General features: G+C 47.0%; 17 protein-coding genes and 1 pseudogene. 2 read left to right on the top strand and 16 right to left on the bottom strand.

The annotated features are described in order from the left end of the window. Nucleotides 1-114 precede the first annotated feature (114 nt). The 10 genes from FEF09_RS23565 to FEF09_RS23535 form a co-directional block, all read right to left on the bottom strand. Nucleotides 115-2,337, bottom strand: a complete 2,223-nt coding sequence (locus FEF09_RS23565; protein ID WP_261387706.1) for an FtsX-like permease family protein — start codon at nt 2,335-2,337, stop codon at nt 115-117. Continuing rightward, nucleotides 2,334-2,468 carry a hypothetical protein gene (locus FEF09_RS33545; RefSeq protein ID WP_261387705.1) on the bottom strand — a complete coding sequence of 45 codons (135 nt, stop codon included), beginning with the start codon at nt 2,466-2,468 and terminating at the stop codon, nt 2,334-2,336. The genes FEF09_RS23565 and FEF09_RS33545 overlap by 4 nt, the downstream gene beginning before the upstream one ends. Nucleotides 2,469-2,616: 148 nt before the next feature. Then, a complete protein-coding gene (locus tag FEF09_RS23560; protein ID WP_146307377.1) occupies nt 2,617-2,844 on the bottom strand; it encodes a hypothetical protein in 228 nt (75 codons plus the stop codon). Between the two features lie 46 nt (nt 2,845-2,890). Beyond that, on the bottom strand, nt 2,891-3,589 hold the full coding sequence (locus FEF09_RS23555; protein WP_146307376.1) for an NAD(P)/FAD-dependent oxidoreductase: 699 nt from the start codon (nt 3,587-3,589) through the stop codon (nt 2,891-2,893). Next, the gene (locus FEF09_RS23550) at nt 3,571-4,080 is read right to left on the bottom strand and encodes an NAD(P)/FAD-dependent oxidoreductase (RefSeq protein ID WP_186774486.1); all 510 of its coding nucleotides are present in this window, start codon (nt 4,078-4,080) and stop codon (nt 3,571-3,573) included. Before FEF09_RS23550 ends, FEF09_RS23555 begins: the two co-directional genes overlap by 19 nt. Nucleotides 4,081-4,096: 16 nt before the next feature. After that, nucleotides 4,097-4,531, bottom strand: coding sequence for an SPASM domain-containing protein (locus tag FEF09_RS31765; protein WP_222597091.1), 435 nt, complete (start codon nt 4,529-4,531; stop codon nt 4,097-4,099). Beyond that, nucleotides 4,477-5,478 carry a radical SAM protein gene (locus tag FEF09_RS23545; RefSeq protein ID WP_222597090.1) on the bottom strand — a complete coding sequence of 334 codons (1,002 nt, stop codon included), beginning with the start codon at nt 5,476-5,478 and terminating at the stop codon, nt 4,477-4,479. The genes FEF09_RS31765 and FEF09_RS23545 overlap by 55 nt, the downstream gene beginning before the upstream one ends. Next, the gene (locus FEF09_RS31760; RefSeq protein WP_222597089.1) at nt 5,478-6,164 is read right to left on the bottom strand and encodes a hypothetical protein; all 687 of its coding nucleotides are present in this window, start codon (nt 6,162-6,164) and stop codon (nt 5,478-5,480) included. The genes FEF09_RS23545 and FEF09_RS31760 overlap by 1 nt, the downstream gene beginning before the upstream one ends. A gap of 38 nt (nt 6,165-6,202) precedes the next feature. Further along, nucleotides 6,203-7,849 (bottom strand): hypothetical protein, encoded by a 1,647-nt coding sequence (locus FEF09_RS23540; RefSeq protein WP_222597088.1) that lies wholly within the window; start codon nt 7,847-7,849, stop codon nt 6,203-6,205. A gap of 21 nt (nt 7,850-7,870) precedes the next feature. After that, entirely contained in the window at nt 7,871-9,391 is a 1,521-nt protein-coding gene (locus tag FEF09_RS23535; protein ID WP_146307374.1) for a ferritin-like domain-containing protein, read from the bottom strand. Between the two features lie 413 nt (nt 9,392-9,804). Here FEF09_RS23535 and cobW point away from each other — a divergent pair, with 413 nt between their 5' ends. Beyond that, a complete protein-coding gene (gene cobW, locus FEF09_RS23530) occupies nt 9,805-10,851 on the top strand; it encodes a cobalamin biosynthesis protein CobW (RefSeq protein ID WP_146307373.1) in 1,047 nt (348 codons plus the stop codon). Nucleotides 10,852-10,858: 7 nt separating this feature from the next. Beyond that, nucleotides 10,859-14,619: pseudogene (gene cobN, locus FEF09_RS34960) on the top strand (cobaltochelatase subunit CobN). Nucleotide 14,620: 1 nt separating this feature from the next. Here cobN and FEF09_RS23520 read toward each other — a convergent pair. The 6 genes from FEF09_RS23520 to FEF09_RS23495 form a co-directional block, all read right to left on the bottom strand. Next, entirely contained in the window at nt 14,621-15,199 is a 579-nt protein-coding gene (locus FEF09_RS23520; RefSeq protein WP_089805707.1) for a cob(I)yrinic acid a,c-diamide adenosyltransferase, read from the bottom strand. Nucleotides 15,200-15,360: 161 nt separating this feature from the next. Next, the gene (locus FEF09_RS23515; protein WP_186774485.1) at nt 15,361-15,885 is read right to left on the bottom strand and encodes a histidine phosphatase family protein; all 525 of its coding nucleotides are present in this window, start codon (nt 15,883-15,885) and stop codon (nt 15,361-15,363) included. Further along, nucleotides 15,842-16,672: an adenosylcobinamide-GDP ribazoletransferase gene (locus FEF09_RS23510; RefSeq protein ID WP_146307371.1), complete on the bottom strand. Its 831-nt coding sequence runs from the start codon at nt 16,670-16,672 to the stop codon at nt 15,842-15,844. The genes FEF09_RS23515 and FEF09_RS23510 overlap by 44 nt, the downstream gene beginning before the upstream one ends. Before the next feature lie 2 nt (nt 16,673-16,674). Beyond that, nucleotides 16,675-17,715, bottom strand: a complete 1,041-nt coding sequence (gene cobT / locus FEF09_RS23505; protein ID WP_146307370.1) for a nicotinate-nucleotide--dimethylbenzimidazole phosphoribosyltransferase — start codon at nt 17,713-17,715, stop codon at nt 16,675-16,677. A 23-nt stretch (nt 17,716-17,738) separates the two neighbouring features. Beyond that, nucleotides 17,739-18,242 (bottom strand): bifunctional adenosylcobinamide kinase/adenosylcobinamide-phosphate guanylyltransferase, encoded by a 504-nt coding sequence (locus tag FEF09_RS23500; protein WP_146307369.1) that lies wholly within the window; start codon nt 18,240-18,242, stop codon nt 17,739-17,741. Between the two features lie 22 nt (nt 18,243-18,264). Then, a complete protein-coding gene (locus FEF09_RS23495) occupies nt 18,265-18,840 on the bottom strand; it encodes a vWA domain-containing protein (protein ID WP_261387708.1) in 576 nt (191 codons plus the stop codon). Between the last annotated feature and the right edge of the window lie 84 nt (nt 18,841-18,924).

Below are 18,924 nucleotides of genomic sequence, written 5' to 3'. Positions count from 1 at the left end.
TCGAGGCTGCTCAATACTTTTGAGCAGCCTTTTTATTCGGGTATCTGATGGAATCGGATGATCATTTAAGCTGTTCTGAAGACGTTCTTTTATTTTTGATACATCCCCTTTTATTTATTCCGTTTTGATGCTTTTAAGCGGATTGGCAACGGCTGCTTTGAGCGATTGATGTGCGATTGTCAATGCAGCAATCGCAACAGAACAGCTGAGCGCAATGAAGAATATACCCGGTTGCAACGAGATGTGATAAGCAAAGTTTCCCAGCCAGTTATGCATCAGGAAATAGGAGAATGGTGTGGCTACCAGAAAGGCGACGGCAATCAGTATAATAAACTCTTTACCCAATAGTGTTACAATATCGGTACCAGACGCCCCGAGGATCTTTCTGATACCTACTTCCTTATTTCTCTGTACCGCTGCAAATGCAACCAGCCCATAGAGTCCCAGACAACCGATAATAATCGCCAGTATAGAGAAGATCTGATAAGCGTTAAATACTTTCTGTTCCTGCTTGTATAAGGCGGCAATATGATCATCGAGGAATTCGTAATCAAACATCCCATCCGGATATAAGACAGACCATGTTTTTTCTATTTGTGTCAGTGTAGCGTGCATGCCTTTCGGATACAGTCTTGCACTTACCACATTAAAGCCCCGCGGAAATCCGATCAGGACACAGGATCTTCTTTCCTTATGCTTGGACTCACTCTGGAAATCCTGAACGACACCGTTTATAGTCACTTTATCACCCGCAAATTGAATGTTCATACCAATGGCCTCTTCCGGTGTTTTAATGCCCAGTTTATGGATCAGGGTCTCATTCACAACTACCTGTCTGAGTGAATCCTTGTCCTTCAGACTGGAAACATTGGTGCCCGCAAGCAGTTTGATATTGAAGAATTGCAGATAATGATCGTCTATAAACCTTACCTCTGTCACATCTTCTTTGGAAACACCTTTTTCAGGGCAACTGAATGGCGCAAAGTTATTGTTGTAGGAGGGCGCTGCAGAAGAGAAACTGATTTCTTTTACCCCCCTGATCGCTTTAAGTTGTTGTGCCAGTACCTGTTGGGTTTCTCTGTTCATCAGAGGGATGGTGACAACCGCCTCTTTATCAAATCCCAGGTCCTGATTTTTAAAAAAGTCCATCTGTTTAGCCACGACCAATGTACCGACGATCAGCACCTGTGATACCAGAAACTGTACAAATACGAGGGACTTACGGAGACTCAGTCCGCCGGAACTTTGTTTGCCTGCTCCTTTCATAGTTAATGCAGGCTGAAAAGAGGATTGTACAAAAGCAGGATAAAGACCGGCCAGCAGCACGATAACCACTCCCAATGCCAGCAGCAGGAGATAGACTATCGGCTGATTTAACTGCTGGATGCCGATGTTTACATCCATGGCAGTTGCGACCGGAGGCAAAGCAAGGTAGGCGGCAATCAGTCCTGCAAATATGGTAGCGAAAACCAATATAGCTGTTTCACCCAGAAACTGTCTGATCAGCTGAGCGCGATTGGCGCCCAATACTTTTCTGACCCCTGTTTCTTTGGCACGTTTCACAGCCTGTGCAGTAGCCAGATTAATGAAATTGATACAGGCTGTCACGATAATAAATACAGCGATGGCGATCAGCGCCATGTAAGTCTGGCGGGAAGCGGTCGTACTCTGAATATATCGTTGGTCAAAATGAATATCCTTTAAGGGTTGTAATGGCAGTTCGGCACCGGCGGCAATTTCCGCGCCCCAATGGTCTTTTACAAAAGGCTTCATGCGGCTTTGTAGTTTGCTGATATCGAAACCGGGTGGCGTAACGATGAAGGTTTCTCCGCCAGCGATGGCATAGAACTCTTCCATTGCCCTGCCCATTTCCTTTTGAATAGTGGCAAAAGATATCAGGAACCGGAATACCTGACTGGTATTGGAAGGAAGGTCTTTAATGACACCTGTTACTTTCAGGTCGAAATGGTTATTCAGACGCAGTACCTGTCCCATAGGATCCTGTGTCCCGAAATATTTACGGGCCAGACTTTCCGTCAGCACAACGGTGTTAGGTTCAGAGAGCGCTGTTTTAGCGGATCCTCTCAGCCATACGTAGTCAAAGACCTCCGGCATATATTGGTCACCGTAAGCGAACTCTTTTTCCTTGTAGCGGGTTTCACCCACTTTTACAAAGGCGTCTGTACGCGGAAGATATTGCGCCACTGTTTCCAGTTCGGGAAAGGAGGTCCGCATAGCGGGAGCGACGGCCAGCGATACGCTGGGATTATAATCCAGTGCGTGTAATGTGACACGATAGGTTCTTTCAGCCTTGTGGTGATGCAGGTCGTATGTCAATTCATTTTGGTAACGAGGAAAATGATCAGGCAGGCGGCAATACTCAAGGTCAGCCCTATAACATTCAGCGCTGCATAATTGAAATTGCGTTTCAGATTCCTGAAGGCGATAATAACGTAGTTCCTGAACATGCGATTGGTTTAAATACGGGTATGTCGTCCCGCTGCAAAGCAGGTGCCATTACGCCAGAGTATCTGATAAACAATGTGTTGAGGATAGGTTGGCCTTACTCGTTGTTCGCTTTTGATAAAGGAAATGTTCGCTTCCGGACGTTTTCTGCTATGATATTTCGCAAAGAATGTCTTTATCCCATAAAAAGAAGGCAATACGGACCGCCTGTTCAAAAGGCAGTAGTTGGGCCCACTCTTCCACAATGGCGCCAAAAGTAGTGCTTTTATTGGCCTTTAAAAGCAAAGGAGAAAGTTCAACCTCCTCCACATACGCAATTTCCCGGTCGAGATTGGGATGACGGATCGCTGTGCGGAGTTGTAAGATATCATCGATCACGCAGGGCACCTCCTCAAATATGAGCGAAGGCGATAACTGTACCGGTTCATGCCATAAGCGGGGTAATTCCTCCTGTACATTGATCCGTCTTTGCGGACCGGGAGCCGGGGAGGGATGAACTTGTTTTTAGTCTGTTATAGAACGAGGTCGGTTGTCCGGCAGGATCAATATAAGGCAGGGACCGTTTATGCCAGAAAGAATGTTGTTGTCCGGGCCAGGCCTGCGCATAGTAACCGCTGGTCCAATGGGTGTGACTGGCAATGGATTCGATCATTTTGTTTTCATAAAAGGTCTGTGCCATATCTGCCTGACCGGTCTTCAAAATAGTATTGATCGCGATTACCGCCTGCAGGGAAAAGCGCATGGCTTTTTCTACGCCGGTTGAAGAAAGTGGGTCAAGTGAAAAGGCGGCTTCTCCGAGGCGGAGGTAATTGTCTTTCCAAGGGTTAACATGCGCGTAAGTAAACACGCTGCAGGTCTGTATGTCGGAGCGGGGCATACCCACGACCGCAGCAAACAGGCTTGTTCCGGATAATAAACTGTCGAACACCTTCGTCAGCGGCTGCTGTCTGATCGTATCAGGATCTGTAAAGATGATCGTTCTGAATTGTCCGCCCGGTGTAGGAGAACCCCATATCCATGCTTCGGGTCTTGCTTCGATCAGTGTATCCACAGGCATGGATTGTCCGGGTAACTCCGCCCACAGAGCGATCGTCTGTGGCGCTGTCAGTACCCTGTCCTGCATATGATTACCGCGACGGCCGCGGGCATCCAGTATAAAGCGGGAACTGATACTGATGATGCCCGTGTCCGTTCTGAGATGCGCTGTCCATTTCTCTGCTGTTCTTTTACAGGATTCAAACGGGCAGGTTGATAAAGTTGCAGACCCCGGTTTATTGCCAGTTGAAGCAGATCCTGATCCAGCTGTGCTCTGTCTGCCATTACGCCTGATCCGCGTTGCGCTGTGCTGATGATCTGAGGGGTAGGCGTATCCCAGATCACCTGTGCATTCAGTTGATGCAGATAAGTGTCTGTATTGAGCAGATCACCTGCCTGCAGATAGTCAAAGATGTTCCGGACGCCCGGAGATAGTGATTCGCCGATCTGCGGACGGGGAAAGGATTCGCTTTCTGCCAATGCTACGTTATATCCGAGAGAAAGAAGGCGTAAGGCGGCACAGGTACCTGCAGGACCGGCGCCGATAATAAGCACGTCAAATGTTTGTTCCGGGGTCATATATGGGGTGTTATAACTATCTGTACCAATCAGGTACCAGTCTGGAGATCCGTTCGTGTGCCTGCATGGTATAATGCAGCCAGCCACGGATATAATCGCAGGCAGTACGTCCTTTTTCCAGTACTTCATGATGACAGCCGCCACCGCAAAGATACCTTGCCCAGCACTGATGACAGGGCTCCTGTTGATGTACATGTCTGGAGGATAACCAGCCGTTCTGTAAGGTAGGATTTATTCCGTTAACCAGATCTCCCATATGGCCTGCGGGTTCATTTACAAAGCGATGGCAGGCAGATAATGCGCCGTCAGCAGAGACGCCCATATATCCGGCGCCGGCACCACATGGATAGGGGCGGTGGGTGCCTTTGGCAATTTCCTTCAGGGCATTGACCATGTTCAGGAACGGAAAGCGTTTGCCGGAGATAACATGTTGTTCAATAATAGTCCGCATTCAATCATACCCTGTAACATTTGTTGAAGGTCTTCAGGAGACATCTCGCCTTTACCATTGCTGGAACGCAACAAAGGGGAGAAACCGACACTATGAAAACCCATGTCAACAAACTCCTGTAAGGTCTTTGCAATGTCCATATTCAGCGGTGTTACGGTAACTCTGGCAGAGACCTGCATTTTACGCTGCAGCGCAAGTAAGGGTTGGATATTTTCGATGATCTTCGCATAGGTGCCGGCACCTCCTTTCATAGGTCGTAACCGGTCGTGCTGCTCACCGATACCATCCAGACTGATAGTAACCGCAAAGCCATACTGTTCAAAGAAACCGGCATCATCAGCTCTCAGCAGGGTACCATTGGAAGTAAGTGAGAAATTGACCTGTATACCTTTCTGACGGCCCTGTTCAAATGCATATGCGGTTGCTTCTCTCAGGGCGTTGCGGTTGATCAAAGGTTCACCGCCGAGGAAAGTTACCTGTACTTTACTACCGGGTGTACAGTCTTTCAGCAGAAGATCTACGGACTGTTTTGCCGTATCAAGTGACATGTTTTTTGTTGGTCCGCCGAAATCACCCTGATCAGCATAACAATAGGCGCAACCCATATTACATTTTTGCGCGATTGCCAGTGACAGTGCATATAATTTAGGGCTTTCCAAAGGAGTATCATTGATCAATACAGGCGTGTCCAGTCCGAGGGCGATCAGCTCTGTTGTAATAGCGGCTTCATCTCCTGTTGCCAGCAATTGTTGAAAACGATCTGCGATCGTATCAGAGACGGTATACATCCTGCTGCCATTGGCAACAAACAGTTGTGTATTACCCGCCGTCGGAACAAGATGGATTTGCGGGGAACGTGGTGGTGTACGCTGTTGTATACGGGAAGCTAATTCACTGGCAATTGTTGCCAGTGAATTAGTACTTGTATGTGTCGCTACAGGATTCATTATTCGTCGATTAGTGAAGGATTGGAATGTACCTGATCGCCTGATCTGGAAGATTTTGATGATTTTCCATTTGTATTAACCTGCGAAGGAACCTGTGGGAGTGATCCCAGTGGGTTACTGGCCAGTGCATCCTTTCCATCGATAATGAAGTTCAGTTCTCCCTGCCAGTTGAGGAACAGATCATCGTAAGAGTAGAGACGGGAATCGGTACGGTTGTCAGGAATATAAGTGCCTGTCCGTCGTTTGGACAGCCACATATCTCCTTTACTCAATCCGTTCTCACCCGGTTGTACATTTACATAGTCTGGTCTGCTGGCAGCCCAGTAATAACAGGCGCATTCCCTGTAATCATTCTGCCATGGTGCACAGAGACCGTGTGTGAGTTCACCCGGACTGACAATCGCCGGGTTCAGGGCTGCCGTCTTATTATTAGCGGCATCTTTCGCCAGATAGCTGTTTACATTAAACGTCAGCTTCGGATAGGTGGTGGTCTTCAGGTCTTCTGCAGTTACAAGCACCGGCAAAGTCGCTTTGTCTGTGGTAAATTGCAGCTCTGCGGTCTGACCCAGTTTTAATCCGGCAATCAGATTGGACCATTCCATAAAAGCAGCGCCATTCGGATTGTCTTCCGTTTTCAGATGTACGTTCGGTCCGCCGGGGAATACAGGACCTTCGCCGCGCACCATTGTCGGCTGACCATTAATCCCGATCAGTCTGTGACCGGTCAGATTATGCCCGCTATTATCTTCCAGTACATAGTTGTCATTTTCGCTGAGGGTGAGTCCATCGAAAGTATGACGCCAGAGGTTGCGGAAGTCGAACTCCAGTCCGGGAAGCAGTTGGATATCGCAGCTCTCGCCAGTACGCTATAAGGATTACCTGCGCCACGATAGAACAATTGTGCATGCAGATCTGCAGCTGCAATCGGATCACCCGGTTGCGGAGGTGCAGGCTGTCCCGGAGAACCCTGACCGGTCTGAAACATGGCATCCGAGGCGGCCTTAATAACTGTATTGATCATACGATGTGTGAGCGTAAGGCCTCTTCCATCGGCGCCACGCATCATACCCGGCATTTTACTACGTTCAGCATTGGAGAGATCTCCGATCTGATCAGGTTTACGCAAGGCAGATGCAAACCAGGCGGCAGCACCGGTACTGAGTCCGTTAAACACCCTTTCATGCAGTGTACGCAGTGCAAGGTTATCTACAATAGAACTCGCCATGATTGGCTCATAGAGTCTGCCGAAATCATTGGTATCCTGTCTGACCATCGTACTCGCTACATTCTCACGACCATTGATAGGATTGCCGTTCATCACGGCAGTGTTCATCAGTGTGATGGATTCAAAGGCGCGACGTACGATGTCTTCCGCTTCTTCGATCGGTACTTCTGCATCAGGATCAATACCGCTGAAGATCTGTTCTATTTCATCTGATACTGCACGGATAGGCAGGATATCGGGTGCGTATGCAGGAGGGCCTGCCACGATATGTGCGGTAGCACTGATCGTGGTACCGGTAGCCTGTAAGGTGGCAGTCACTTCTCCGTCACACTCATCGTCAAGATAACCCCAGCTGACATGATCCCCATTGTCTTTGTCATACCCTGCGAAGATCTGTGCAGGCATAGTATATGTCGGATTGAAGTCAGAACCTTCTGCATATCCCAGCCAGCCACCATCGGATTTATACAATACCAGATCTTCATTGTTAATGATAGGATCGGCTACAGCAGGTTTGTTTTCGTCTTCAATACGGGAGGTTGAAGCACCATACACTTTACCTGGACCCGGTGTAAAGCGGAAACGCAGTCCGGGATATTTTACAGAAGGTTTTACATATTGTGCGGTGCCTAAATTGAGCCATTTGTCTTTTATGAAATTGTCACAATGGCCTTCTAAGGTATGTGGCACATTGTCGGTGATGTTATCAATTTTCGCAATGATCTTATCAGCCACATTACCTGTACGGCGGAATACTTTCAGGTTACCGAGATTCACAGACCAGCTGATATTTTCCAGCTTATAACCATGCTTTTCCAGTAGCTGTTGCGTCACAGGGACGAGCGTTGCAGGATCGTCACTGGTGATGGCAAATAATTCGAGGAATGGAGCAACCGGGCGTATTGTTACATCTGTGTTTTGGGTAGAATCGCCCTCTTTGAAAATGATCACCGGTGGAGGAGTGTCGTCATCTTTGATCTGATTGGTGGTCTGATCAATAGTGAGGGTAGGCGCCGGAACAATCAATCTGAAATCGAGCGGTTTGTATGCCGGATTGACCAGTTCATAAGCGGCTACGGGTATCTGGGACGCACCCAGTCTTCCTATAGCGATAGGAGGAAGTATACGTAATGCTAAGATTGACATGACAATTTTTTTGCTGGTTAGTTAAACAGTGGTTGCTGTAAGTTCATCTATTACCTGCAGGAGTCGCATATCGGCTTCTCTTAATGAATTGAGATAACGATGATTATAATCAGCTGACTGATGCAGCAGTTTAGCGATCAGTGGTTGAGAAGCTTCAATGAGGTCTTTATGTGTACGCCACCTGTTGTGTTCTCCCATTGGAAGGGTGAGTGTGTAAGGCACGAGGAACGGCGGACCGGCAAACTTCTTTTCGCCCGGATCAGTGGAGAGTGGCAACTGTACCATTACACTGGCGATACCCCGCAGGTTATACATTTCACCAAAAGTGGAATTGATGATCATACCACGTGGTGAAATAGCGCCTACATTATTAAAGCCATCGTCCAGCAGGAAACTATGCGTAAGGAAGTTCAGCAACATGCGATAGCGTAAGTTAAACAGGTGTCCCCATGTCTGCGCTTCAGGATTGGTGATAAGATCCAGTTCGTTATACTGGGGATCGGGTTGATAGATCTGACCTTCTGAAGGAGAGCTGTTAGGATCATCACTTGGATAATCGCCGCTGTCGGCAGGGATTTCCGGATTGATCGCCACATTCCTTGAAAGTGTAAAGGTAGAGGCGTTGTCATTCATGATCTGACGCAACTTAACATACACATCCAGAAAGCGCTCAAAGTGTGAAGGAGCCGGATTTTCATCGATGGTAGCCTCGCCCTGTTCTGCAATTTCGCTGAGTGCTTTAAACGCATCATCTCTGCTGGCCAGTGGCATCACCAGCACATCAGGAGAACCCGCAGGACCGCTGCCATCCGCATTACCACGCTCGCCTTTCTTATAACCACGACCCCATTCATCGAATTTAGCCTGGAATGGAAAGGTTTCCGCCTGGAAAGCTTCATCAGAGATGACTTGTGGATCGTTGATCAGTTTAAGTAATACTTCGAATAAAGCGCCCACCGTATTAGGATGTGGTACTTCCGCAAATACCCATTGCTTGATCTCCTGTGCCAGCTCGTCATTTTTATCCAGCCAGCTTTGTGGCGCTTCTGCGTAGACGTACTTTGCCAGTGAGCCAAGGGTCAGTGGTTCCAGTTTAAAAGGGAAAGGGTAGAAGGGGGTATCCCATGGATAATCCTGTCTTTCAAAATGTAGCGGCGCACCGATCAGTTTAAGCACATTCTGTACGGAAACGAAGTGCCCCATTTCTTCTTTGGCGATGCCGAGGATCACTTCCTGTGCCTCTTTGATCTGCTGCCGGTATTTTTCCGGTATCTGCGGACCACCAAGACTGTAAGCCGCATACAGGTATTGCAGCATCAGACCATGTTCAATTTCTGCATCGATACAAAGCAGAAAGGTAACATAATCTTTGCCGTTGAATTCCGGCGGGATCTTAATAGGAACTTCACTGGTTTCAAATTGAGAATAGTCCATCGACTGAATGCCGTCGAAATTAACCGATTTCAGTGCTTCCGTTCTGATTTTGTTGAGTTGAGCCCTTTCGAACACAGGGCCGAGGTAACGTTCAAAATTACGTTGCATGAGCAGTGGTGTTTTGAAGTAATTGTGTGTTGGTGTGGAATAAGTAAATAGAAGTTTTCACCTGCGGTATTGAGGTATCACATTCGTTGTTCTGTAAATTTTGTAATAGTTATTTTGTTTGCTTCCCTATATTAATTTGGTCCTTTCGAGGTCATTTGAAAGGTAAAGACTTTTTTCTTAGCTGCCAAAATCAAAATTCAGAACAAGCTGTTAGCATACGGATAACGCAGTTAGAAAATGAAGCATATGTTGAATGACTTGTATGTATGCATTTGCGTGATGTGTGCTTATAAGTCATAACTGTTACGGATACGCCGGGACCTGTGCAATTTTAAGTCTTCTGTAAATGAGTGTGATCGTAGTATGTCTGCTAAATAATATGTATTTTGCACGCTCTTTAAACGATACTAATTATGGCTTCAAAAATTCCGGTTACTATCATTACTGGTTTCCTCGGTTCTGGTAAGACAACCCTCATACGTAACCTCATACAAAATGCAAATGGCCGCAGACTGGCGGTTATTGTCAACGAATTCGGCGAAATGGGTATTGACGGAGAAATCCTGAAGTCCTGCTGCTCCAACGAAGATGATGTACTGGAGCTGAATAATGGCTGTCTTTGCTGTACCGTACAGGAAGAATTCCTGCCTGTTATGTTGCAATTGATGGAACGTAAAGATACTATCGATCATATTATCATTGAAACATCAGGTCTGGCATTACCGAAGCCTTTACTGCATGCATTTAACTGGCCGGAGCTGAAACCACAGATCACAGTAGATGCGGTGGTAACAGTGGTAGATGTTGTCGGACAGGCAACCGGTGAGATCTGTGACAGAGAACGTGTACAGGCACAGCGCCTCGCTGATGATTCTTTGGATCATGAGACGCCTATCGAAGAGCTCTTTGAAGATCAGCTCTCTTGTGCTGACCTCGTGGTAATGACCAAAAAGGATCTGGTAGAAGACGCACAGTATGAAGAAGTAAAAGCCATCATCGCCGGTAAAGTGCGTCCGGATGTAAAGATGGTTGCTGCCGCTAACGGTGTACTCTCTGCAGATATCCTGCTGGGCGTAAACGCTGCCGCAGAAAATGACCTCGACAGCCGTCACTCTCACCATGAAGAAGACCACGCTAACGGTCTGGACCATCACCATGATGATGATATCGACTCCGTAGTAGTAGATATTACTGCACCACACACACCGGAAGCACTGGTTGAAGCCCTGAAGGAACTGATCGAAGAATATGAGATCTACCGTATCAAAGGTTTTATCGATGTACCGGGCAAACCTATGCGTATGGTATTGCAGGGCGTATCTAACCGTTTCGATCATTATTTCGACCGTAAATGGAAAGACAGTGAAACCCGTAAAACCAGTCTGGTAATCATCGGTGATGAATTACACGATAAAGACCTCGCGACTATTATCAATGAAAAACTGACTGTAGTCAGCTAATTCCTGCATGCATCTTATTCCAACTATTCCGGGAGGATGGAACCCTAACGGCGAAGGGGTCTTCCATATACAACAGCAACCGGGTGATATCGTTTTCCTGTCAGCCGCTGACACAGAAATACACTCGCTGAACAATGCTTACAGGAAACTGTACCTGACGGCAGGTCAGGAACAGCCTTTACCTTCCCTGCGTATTGCCAATCTGGTATACCTGAAACAGGAACTGACTATTGACAAATATGTAGAGGAGGTCATCAGTAATGCAAAGCTGGTGATTTGCCGGCTGCTGGGGGGCAGGAACTATTACCCGTACCTGTTCGAAGCAGTCAGCATTGCCTGTGAACTGAAAAAGATCCCCGTTCTCTTCCTCCCGGGATATGATGTACCTGACGTGGAACTGCTCAACAGTTCCACCGTCGATGTACATATTGCCGATACCATCTGGAAATATCTTTGTGCCGGAGGTAAGCAGAACCATATACACTGCCTCCGCTATATCTTCCATACCTTCTTCAACAGGGAATATGCCTTCGACGCTCCTAAACGCCTGCCTGAGCTCTTTCTTTTTGATATGGCAAAGGGCATTATTCCCGAAGGGCAAGCGCATACCATATCTACACAGGAAAAAGGTAATGCGGTGATCCTCGTTTATCAGACGCACTATCTGGCAGATAATCTCGAACCGGTATACCATCTGGCAAATCGTCTGAAAGAAAAGCAGATCAATCCTGTCATAGCGTTTGTCAGCAACCTGCGGGATCAGTCCATCTGTGATGAACTGTTTGACCTGCTGCAACATCAGACGAACTGTACCATCGATGTAGTCATCAATACCACCAGCTTTTCTATCAAGTCCCTGCTGGATACCAGCGACGAACAGTTTATTTTCCGTAAAATGAACGTGCCTGTTATTCAGGCAATCTTCGCTTCCTGTACAAAAGAAGTCTGGGAAGAAAACCTTTTCGGCCTCACGCCTACAGACGTAGCAATGAATATTGCCCTGCCGGAAATAGACGGACGTATCATCACCACTGCCGTTTCTTTTAAGTCTTCTCTTGGCCGCGATGAACTGACCGATTCTGATATTCTGAAGTACACCACCCATGAAGAAGGCTGTGCTTTTGTCGTGGACTTTGCCCATAGCTGGGTAAATATCCGCTACAAAGAAAACAGGAACAAACGCATTGCACTCATTATGCCGAACTATCCCAATAAGGATAGCCGGCTGGCAAATGGAGTGGGACTGGATACGCCTGCCAGTATCATTGAGATCCTGCAGGCTATGAAGACACAGGACTATACATTAGGTACTTTTGTTCCTGCCGATAGTAGTGAGCTGATCACACTGATCACCCACTATATTACCAATGATACAGACACCACACTGCACAGGCCTTATCAGGTAAGTCTCTCTCTTGAACAGTTCTATCAGCATTATAACGCACTGGCGCCTGCTTTAAGAAACAAGATCAATGATCAATGGGGCCGTCCGGAAGATTCTCCGCACTTCAACCAGCAGGAGTTCATCATCCCCGGCTTCCTTTTAGGTAATACCTTCGTCAGTATACAACCCGCCCGTGGTTATAATCAGGATATCAAAGCGATCTATCACTCTCCGGATCTGCCGCCAACATATGGCTACCTCGCGTATTACTTCTGGGTCAATCATGTTTTCGCCGCCGATGCTGTTGTGCACGTGGGGAAACATGGTAACCTCGAATGGCTGCCGGGTAAGAGTGTCGCCTTAAGCAGAGAAACCTGTTTTCCTGCCGTACTGTTAAATCCCATCCCACATTTTTATCCTTTATCATCAATGACCCCGGTGAGGGCACACAAGCGAAAAGAAGGAACCACGCTATCATTATTGATCATCTGATTCCGCCGATGACAAGAGCGGAAAGCTATGGCGTACTGACCAAACTGGAACACCTGATAGATGAATACTACGATGCATATAGTGTAGACCCGAAAAGGACCGCGGTTATCAAAACACAGATAAAGCAGCTGGTGAAGGAAGCGAATCTGGAAGCAGATTTACAAGGTTCTGTGAAAGATATCGACGAACTGCTGGTCAAACTGGATGGTTATCTCTGTGAATTAAAAGAAGCACAGATAAGAGACGGTCTGCATATTCTGGGTAAAGTGCCTGAAGGGGATCAGCTGACGGACCTGCTTGTTGCACTGCATCGGGTACCGGTATCCGGTAGACTGGGTATTACACAGGCGATCGCAAAAGATCTCAGTTTGTCATTCGATCCGCTGAATTGCGACTATCAATCTGCTTTTGTGACAGCCGGTCAACATGACCTGTTTGCTTCCTGCCGGATCAATGGCGACGTGATCGAGGTACTGGAAGTACAGGCCAAAAAGATCATAACAGCTCTTCAAAATAATATTGATATCGATAACTCCTTCACTCATACAAAAGAGCTCTGTACATTCGTCGCTGAAGATACTTTTCCAAAAGTGCGCAGCACCACGGAAGAGATTTTCAATCTTCTTCAGGGTATGAACGGATTGTATGTACCATCCGGCAGCTCCGGTGCGCCTACGCGTGGCAGACTGGATGTACTGCCTACCGGCAGAAACTTCTACTCCGTCGATGTACGTGCTATTCCTACACAGACCGCTTATAACCTCGGTGTAAAAAGCGCAAACCTGATCATTGACCGTTATATGCAGGAGCATGGAGACTATCCTGAAAGTATCGGCCTATCCGTATGGGGGACTTCCACCATGCGTACAGGAGGAGATGATATTGCGCAGGCACTCGCACTGATGGGGGTCAAACCAGTATGGCAGACTGCTAATAGAAGAGTGAGTGATTTTGAGATCATTCCTTTAATTCTGCTGAGACGCCCACGTGTGGATGTAATGCTGCGTATCTCCGGTTTTTTCCGTGACGCATTTCCGGATGTGATCTCCCTGTTTAATGCTGCGGTAGAGAAAATGGCATTGCTCGATGAACCAGCTGAGCAGAATCCTATCCGTAAACGCTTCCTGAAAGAAAAACAGGAATGGCAATCCAAAGGACTGCATGAAGAGAAGGCGCATAAACGTGCGCTGTTCAGGGTCTTTGGCTCTAAACCCGGTGCTTATGGCGCAGGTTTGCAGGCCGTGATTGATGAAAAGAACTGGCAATCAAAAGAAGATCTTGCGAAAGTATATATCAACTGGAGTGGCTATGCCTATGGGGCTGATCGTATCGGAGAGTCCGCACATGAAGTATTTGAGAAGCGGCTGTCAGATATCCAGATTGTGATGCACAATCAGGATAACCGGGAGCACGATATCCTTGATTCCGATGACTATTACCAGTTTCAGGGAGGCATGGCCAATGCGGTACAATCCGTGAAAGGGGAGCAGCCATCCATCTATTTTGGCGATCATGCGCGTCCGGAGAATCCAAAGGTAAAATCACTCAAAGAGGAACTGCTGAAAGTATACCGTTCCCGTGTCATCAATCCGAAATGGATCGAGGGTGTAAAACGTCATGGCTATAAAGGCGCCTTTGAAATGGCAGCTACAATGGACTACCTGTTTGCCTACGATGCAACCACTGATCTGGTGGATGACTTTATGTACGAGGGCATCACAAAAGAATACCTGTTCAATGAAGAGAATCGCCAGTTTATAGAGCAGGTCAATCCGTGGGCATTGAGAGATATGACAGAGCGTATGCTGGAAGCGATCCAGCGGGGTATGTGGAAAGAACCCGGACAAGAAACGCTGGAACGCCTGCAGCAACTATTTGTCGATCATGAATAACTTATTCCGGCTGTTTCTTTCTTTTGTAAAGAAACAGCTGCCATTTTTCTTCTGCCACGCCCGCTTTATCCATTTCTGCACGTGCGAGTATAAAGAACAGGTCTGAGAGCCTGTTGATATAAGCAGAGATATATTCATCTACATGATCCGCTTTCATCAGGGTGACCAGCAATCTTTCTCCTCTGCGCATCTGTGTTCGCACCACATGACACAATGCAGATATCTCATTACCACCGGGCAGGAGGAAATAGTCTGATTTACTCGTCATGGCTGCTTCCAGTTCGTCAATCCACTGTTCGCAGAACTCAGCACCGTCTTCCGGTTTAGGATTCGGGTTTTCCTTTTTACAATCAGACGGTCTGGCCAGATGTGACATCATATCCATCATGTCTTTCTGGATCTTATGCAGCTTCGGTTGCCATTCATGCTCTGGCCCCAGTTTGGCTCGTAACAATCCGATAGTGGAATTCACTTCGTCTAAGGTGCCGTAACAGTTGACGCGGACATCGTCTTTATCTACGCGGCTGCCGCCGAATAGGGCAGTGGTGCCACGGTCGCCTTTCTTGGTATATATCTTCATTCAATTAGGAATTAGAAGTTAATAATCAGGAATTCCATATGATTATTGTATGTTGAGGGTATAATGCAATTCTTTAAGACTTATTCTGATCAATTACTGGCACTAATGATAACGACAGATTGTCTGATAGAAACGCGATTTCTTAACAATTCTTAATTACTTCACACGGTGAAGCTATACGTTCCACCATATTCGACTTTCTGCATCATCACCTGATTCAATGGTACATCATTAAACAGATACATCGCTGCGCGAATAACACCTGCATGTGTGATCAATAATGCACGCTTGTAAGGCGTCTGCTTCAGTTCATTGATAAAATCAGCAAAGCGATTCACTAATGTCATGAGTGATTCTCCCTCAGGTGGAGCTGTAGTGATATAATTACAGTTCTCCATCCATGGATCCAATTCCTTACGATCTATCTCATCCCATTTCCTACCTTCCCAGTTGCCGAAGTTCAATTCCATCAGCCGTGCATCTGTCAGATGATCGGGATGGATGGCGGTAGCCAGCAGTTTACATCTGGTCAGCGGACTACTATACAACACATCATAATCTGGCAATTGTTGAATGATGCCGGCATGCGTGAGGGCATAGTCCGCCGGTAGCGGAACGTCGGTCTGTCCGTAGGTCTGTCCTTCAGGATAATCGGGTTTGATATGTCTGATCAGATATAATTCCATATTGCCAATATGCCCATGTAAAAATGACTTCATTGAGTTGTTGGGTGGCGCCGAGACAATCGCCTGTATATCCGTTGATCCACTTGTTGAAATAACGGGACAGGTAGGCCGTCAGCAGTGCGCAAGGTACAATGACCAGCAGGAGCAACCATGAATGATGGAAGCAGATGATCAGTAGCAGTAGAGGAACAAGTCCGGTGATATTAGCCAGTATGAACCCCGGCCAGCTGATCTTCGTTGCTAGCGGCTTGCTTTTGGAGCTGCTGTCATCTTCGCGCGAATAAGCCATAAAGCGTAGGAGGTATACCGGCATCGTACGACTGAATGTATGTGCGGCTATATACAACAGACAAAATGGTAAAAGCTGTGTGTTGATCATCACCAATGCCAGTTTAGCCAGCAGACAGATCTTCAATAACAAGATCATGATGATAGCGATTACCCCAAAGGCCCCTACACGGGAATCTTTCATGATCTCCAGAATCCTCTGTTTGGTCCAGCCGCCACCAAAGCCATCTGCTACATCTGCCAGTCCGTCTTCATGAAAAGCGCCTGTCGTCAACAGCGTTGCTATTACTGAAAGTATAACGGCGGTAAAGATATCTTTGAACAGCGCATTGGCGCCGGCAAAGACAACTGCCCCGATCAGTCCTACCAGTATGCCTACCATAGGAAAGTAACGGCTTGACTTATTCAGATCAGCTGTGTTATGGTCTATATGAGCAGGCACCGGTATACGGGTGAAGAACATTAATGCAGTCAGGAATATGCGGACCTCTTTTTTCATAGTTATGCTTTGTTGGACACACCGGCCGATTCAAAGCTGGCCATTTCGTTCAGGAAGCTCACAGCCGCCTGTATAACAGGGTAGGCAACGGCGGCACCTGTACCTTCTCCCAGTCGCATACTCAGACTCAGTAAAGGTACGGCTTTCAGATGCGCCAGCATCAGGCTGTGCCCCTGCTCATCTGACTGATGCGTGAACAGACTGTAGTCCAGTACACGCTCATTTATTCTGGAAGCAACCAGTAACGCCGATGTGGTAATAAAACCATCCACCAGTATCAGCATACCTGATGCCGCCGCCTGTAACATGGCGCCACACATCATTGCTATTTCAAACCCACCGAATGTACTGAGTACGCTAAGGGGTGTTTTTTCAATCTTGTTATGACGGATCATGGATTCTGCGAGGATCACTTTTTTCCGGATCAGTCCTTCGTCATCCAGTCCGGTACCTCGGCCGATACATTGCTCCAGAGGAATATTACACAACAGACTCATAATGACTGCGGCTGCCGAGGTATTTGCTATACCCATCTCCCCGAATCCGATCACATTACAGCCCTGTTCGTGTAGCTCTTTCACAATGGCAGCACCTCTTTCAATCGCTGTTTCACATTGCGCAGGCGTCATCGCTGCTTCATGGAGAAAGCTTTTCGTACCCATCGCTACTTTGGCATGTACCAGTCCGGGATGCTGACTGAAGTCAAAATTGACACCTGCATCCACCACCTTAATCGCAATACCATTCTGTTTTGTAAACACATTGATGGCTGCTCCTCCCTGCAGGAAATTGAAAACCATCTGATAGGTTACTTCTTGTGGAAAAGGACTCACGCCCTCGTGTGCCACTCCGTGATCGCCGGCAAAAACAACGATGGTGGGTTTATTCAAAGAAGGCGTTTGTGTATGCTGTATCCGGCCTATCTGTAAAGCCAGTTTTTCCAGCTGTCCTAATGAACCGATCGGTTTTGTCTTGTTATCGATCTTGTGTTGCAGTGCCGCCGTAATATCGTCGTTGAGGGGGGCAATATGGAATGTAGTCATATCTGTTAAACTGGTTACTTGTGTTATTTGAGTGTCAGTGGTAATCCGGATACCATCAGGGTCGCCTTATCTGCCTTCTGGGCAATATATTGGTTCATCCAACCCTGCAGATCGGCAAACTTTCTGCTGGCGTCGGTACTGGCATGTACGCCCATGCCTATCTCATTGGAAATGATGATCAGGTTGAAATCCTGTTGTATGAACAGCTCAAATTCCTGTTTTGCTTCTTCCAACGCCGCATCTATTTCGTAATGGTTATCCACGAAGAAGTTGGTCAGCCATAAGGTTACACAATCAAACACAACTGTCCTGCCTTCCAACTGTAACCTGCTGACATACTTTTCTTCTTCAATATTGTCCCAGCGGGTGTCACGGCTGTTCTTATGCAATTGGATACGGGCCTGATGGTCCTGATCCCAGATACGTGAAGTCGCGAGATATACCGGATTGTCCGACATATCCAGTGCCTGTTGAGTAGCGTAGGCGCTTTTGCCGGAACGTTGTCCGCCGGAGATGTAGTGTATCACGAATGCAATTAAGAATTAACAATTAAAAATTAGTCTCCACTTTTACCAGCTTCGCATTTATCGCTTCTGCCAGTACCCCCGCCTTACCCAATTTCACAAAACCCCGCTCATTATCCACGACGGTCGTCTCTTTGAAGGATGACAGGAACTGTTTGTAATACCTGACAGCTTCTTCAAATGGGCTGTCTGTATTTCCTGCATTGATCTTACCATCAGTAAAGATGTACAGACTGGCTTTCTGCTGCGTATTCGTTTTCATCAGTTGATGTAGCAGGGCAAAGCCGGATTGCATATTGGTCTTACCGCCTGTTTTTAGCGTCCCGATAGCCTGTAGCAATTCATCTGCGTGCAGGGTAGGAGCTGATAATAATTGGGCTGTTCCATTGTGCAGAGCTACTGCTGCATATTTTATACGCCGGGTTTTATACCGGTCGATTGTTGCTGCTACGAGTCCTTTGATAAAAGCAATTTGTTTGTCTTTCATCATTGAACCACTGGAATCCAGCAGAAAACAAACGTATAGTTCCCTTTTTGCCTGTTCCCGCTTATACTGTATCTCTACCTTGTCGTGTAGCAGATAATGCCGGAGGGTCGCCAGTGTTGCGATTTCTCTGCAGGATGAACAAAAGAAGGCTTTTTTGAAAAGCTTGTTTTACTGTTGTCCTTTTGTACAGTAGTGCCT

The organism is Chitinophaga pinensis (assembly GCF_007896845.1).
Taxonomy (GTDB): Bacteria; Bacteroidota; Bacteroidia; order Chitinophagales; family Chitinophagaceae; genus Chitinophaga; species Chitinophaga pinensis_C.
This window is presented reverse-complemented; position numbering and strand designations above follow the sequence as displayed.

What these genes read in the sequence shown, in the direction of transcription:
- FEF09_RS33545 (WP_261387705.1), bottom strand. Translation starts at nt 2,468, where the DNA reads ATGTTCAGGAACTACGTTATTATCGCCTTCAGGAATCTGAAACGCAAT.
- FEF09_RS23555 (WP_146307376.1), bottom strand. Translation starts at nt 3,589, where the DNA reads ATGCAGGACAGGGTACTGACAGCGCCACAGACGATCGCTCTGTGGGCG.
- FEF09_RS23550 (WP_186774486.1), bottom strand. Translation starts at nt 4,080, where the DNA reads ATGACCCCGGAACAAACATTTGACGTGCTTATTATCGGCGCCGGTCCT.
- FEF09_RS31765 (WP_222597091.1), bottom strand. Translation starts at nt 4,531, where the DNA reads ATGCGGACTATTATTGAACAACATGTTATCTCCGGCAAACGCTTTCCG.
- FEF09_RS23545 (WP_222597090.1), bottom strand. Translation starts at nt 5,478, where the DNA reads ATGAATCCTGTAGCGACACATACAAGTACTAATTCACTGGCAACAATT.
- FEF09_RS31760 (WP_222597089.1), bottom strand. Translation starts at nt 6,164, where the DNA reads ATGGTGCGCGGCGAAGGTCCTGTATTCCCCGGCGGACCGAACGTACAT.
- FEF09_RS23540 (WP_222597088.1), bottom strand. Translation starts at nt 7,849, where the DNA reads ATGTCAATCTTAGCATTACGTATACTTCCTCCTATCGCTATAGGAAGA.
- FEF09_RS23535 (WP_146307374.1), bottom strand. Translation starts at nt 9,391, where the DNA reads ATGCAACGTAATTTTGAACGTTACCTCGGCCCTGTGTTCGAAAGGGCT.
- cobW (WP_146307373.1), top strand. Translation starts at nt 9,805, where the DNA reads ATGGCTTCAAAAATTCCGGTTACTATCATTACTGGTTTCCTCGGTTCT.
- FEF09_RS23520 (WP_089805707.1), bottom strand. Translation starts at nt 15,199, where the DNA reads ATGAAGATATATACCAAGAAAGGCGACCGTGGCACCACTGCCCTATTC.
- FEF09_RS23515 (WP_186774485.1), bottom strand. Translation starts at nt 15,885, where the DNA reads ATGGAATTATATCTGATCAGACATATCAAACCCGATTATCCTGAAGGA.
- FEF09_RS23510 (WP_146307371.1), bottom strand. Translation starts at nt 16,672, where the DNA reads ATGAAAAAAGAGGTCCGCATATTCCTGACTGCATTAATGTTCTTCACC.
- cobT (WP_146307370.1), bottom strand. Translation starts at nt 17,715, where the DNA reads ATGACTACATTCCATATTGCCCCCCTCAACGACGATATTACGGCGGCA.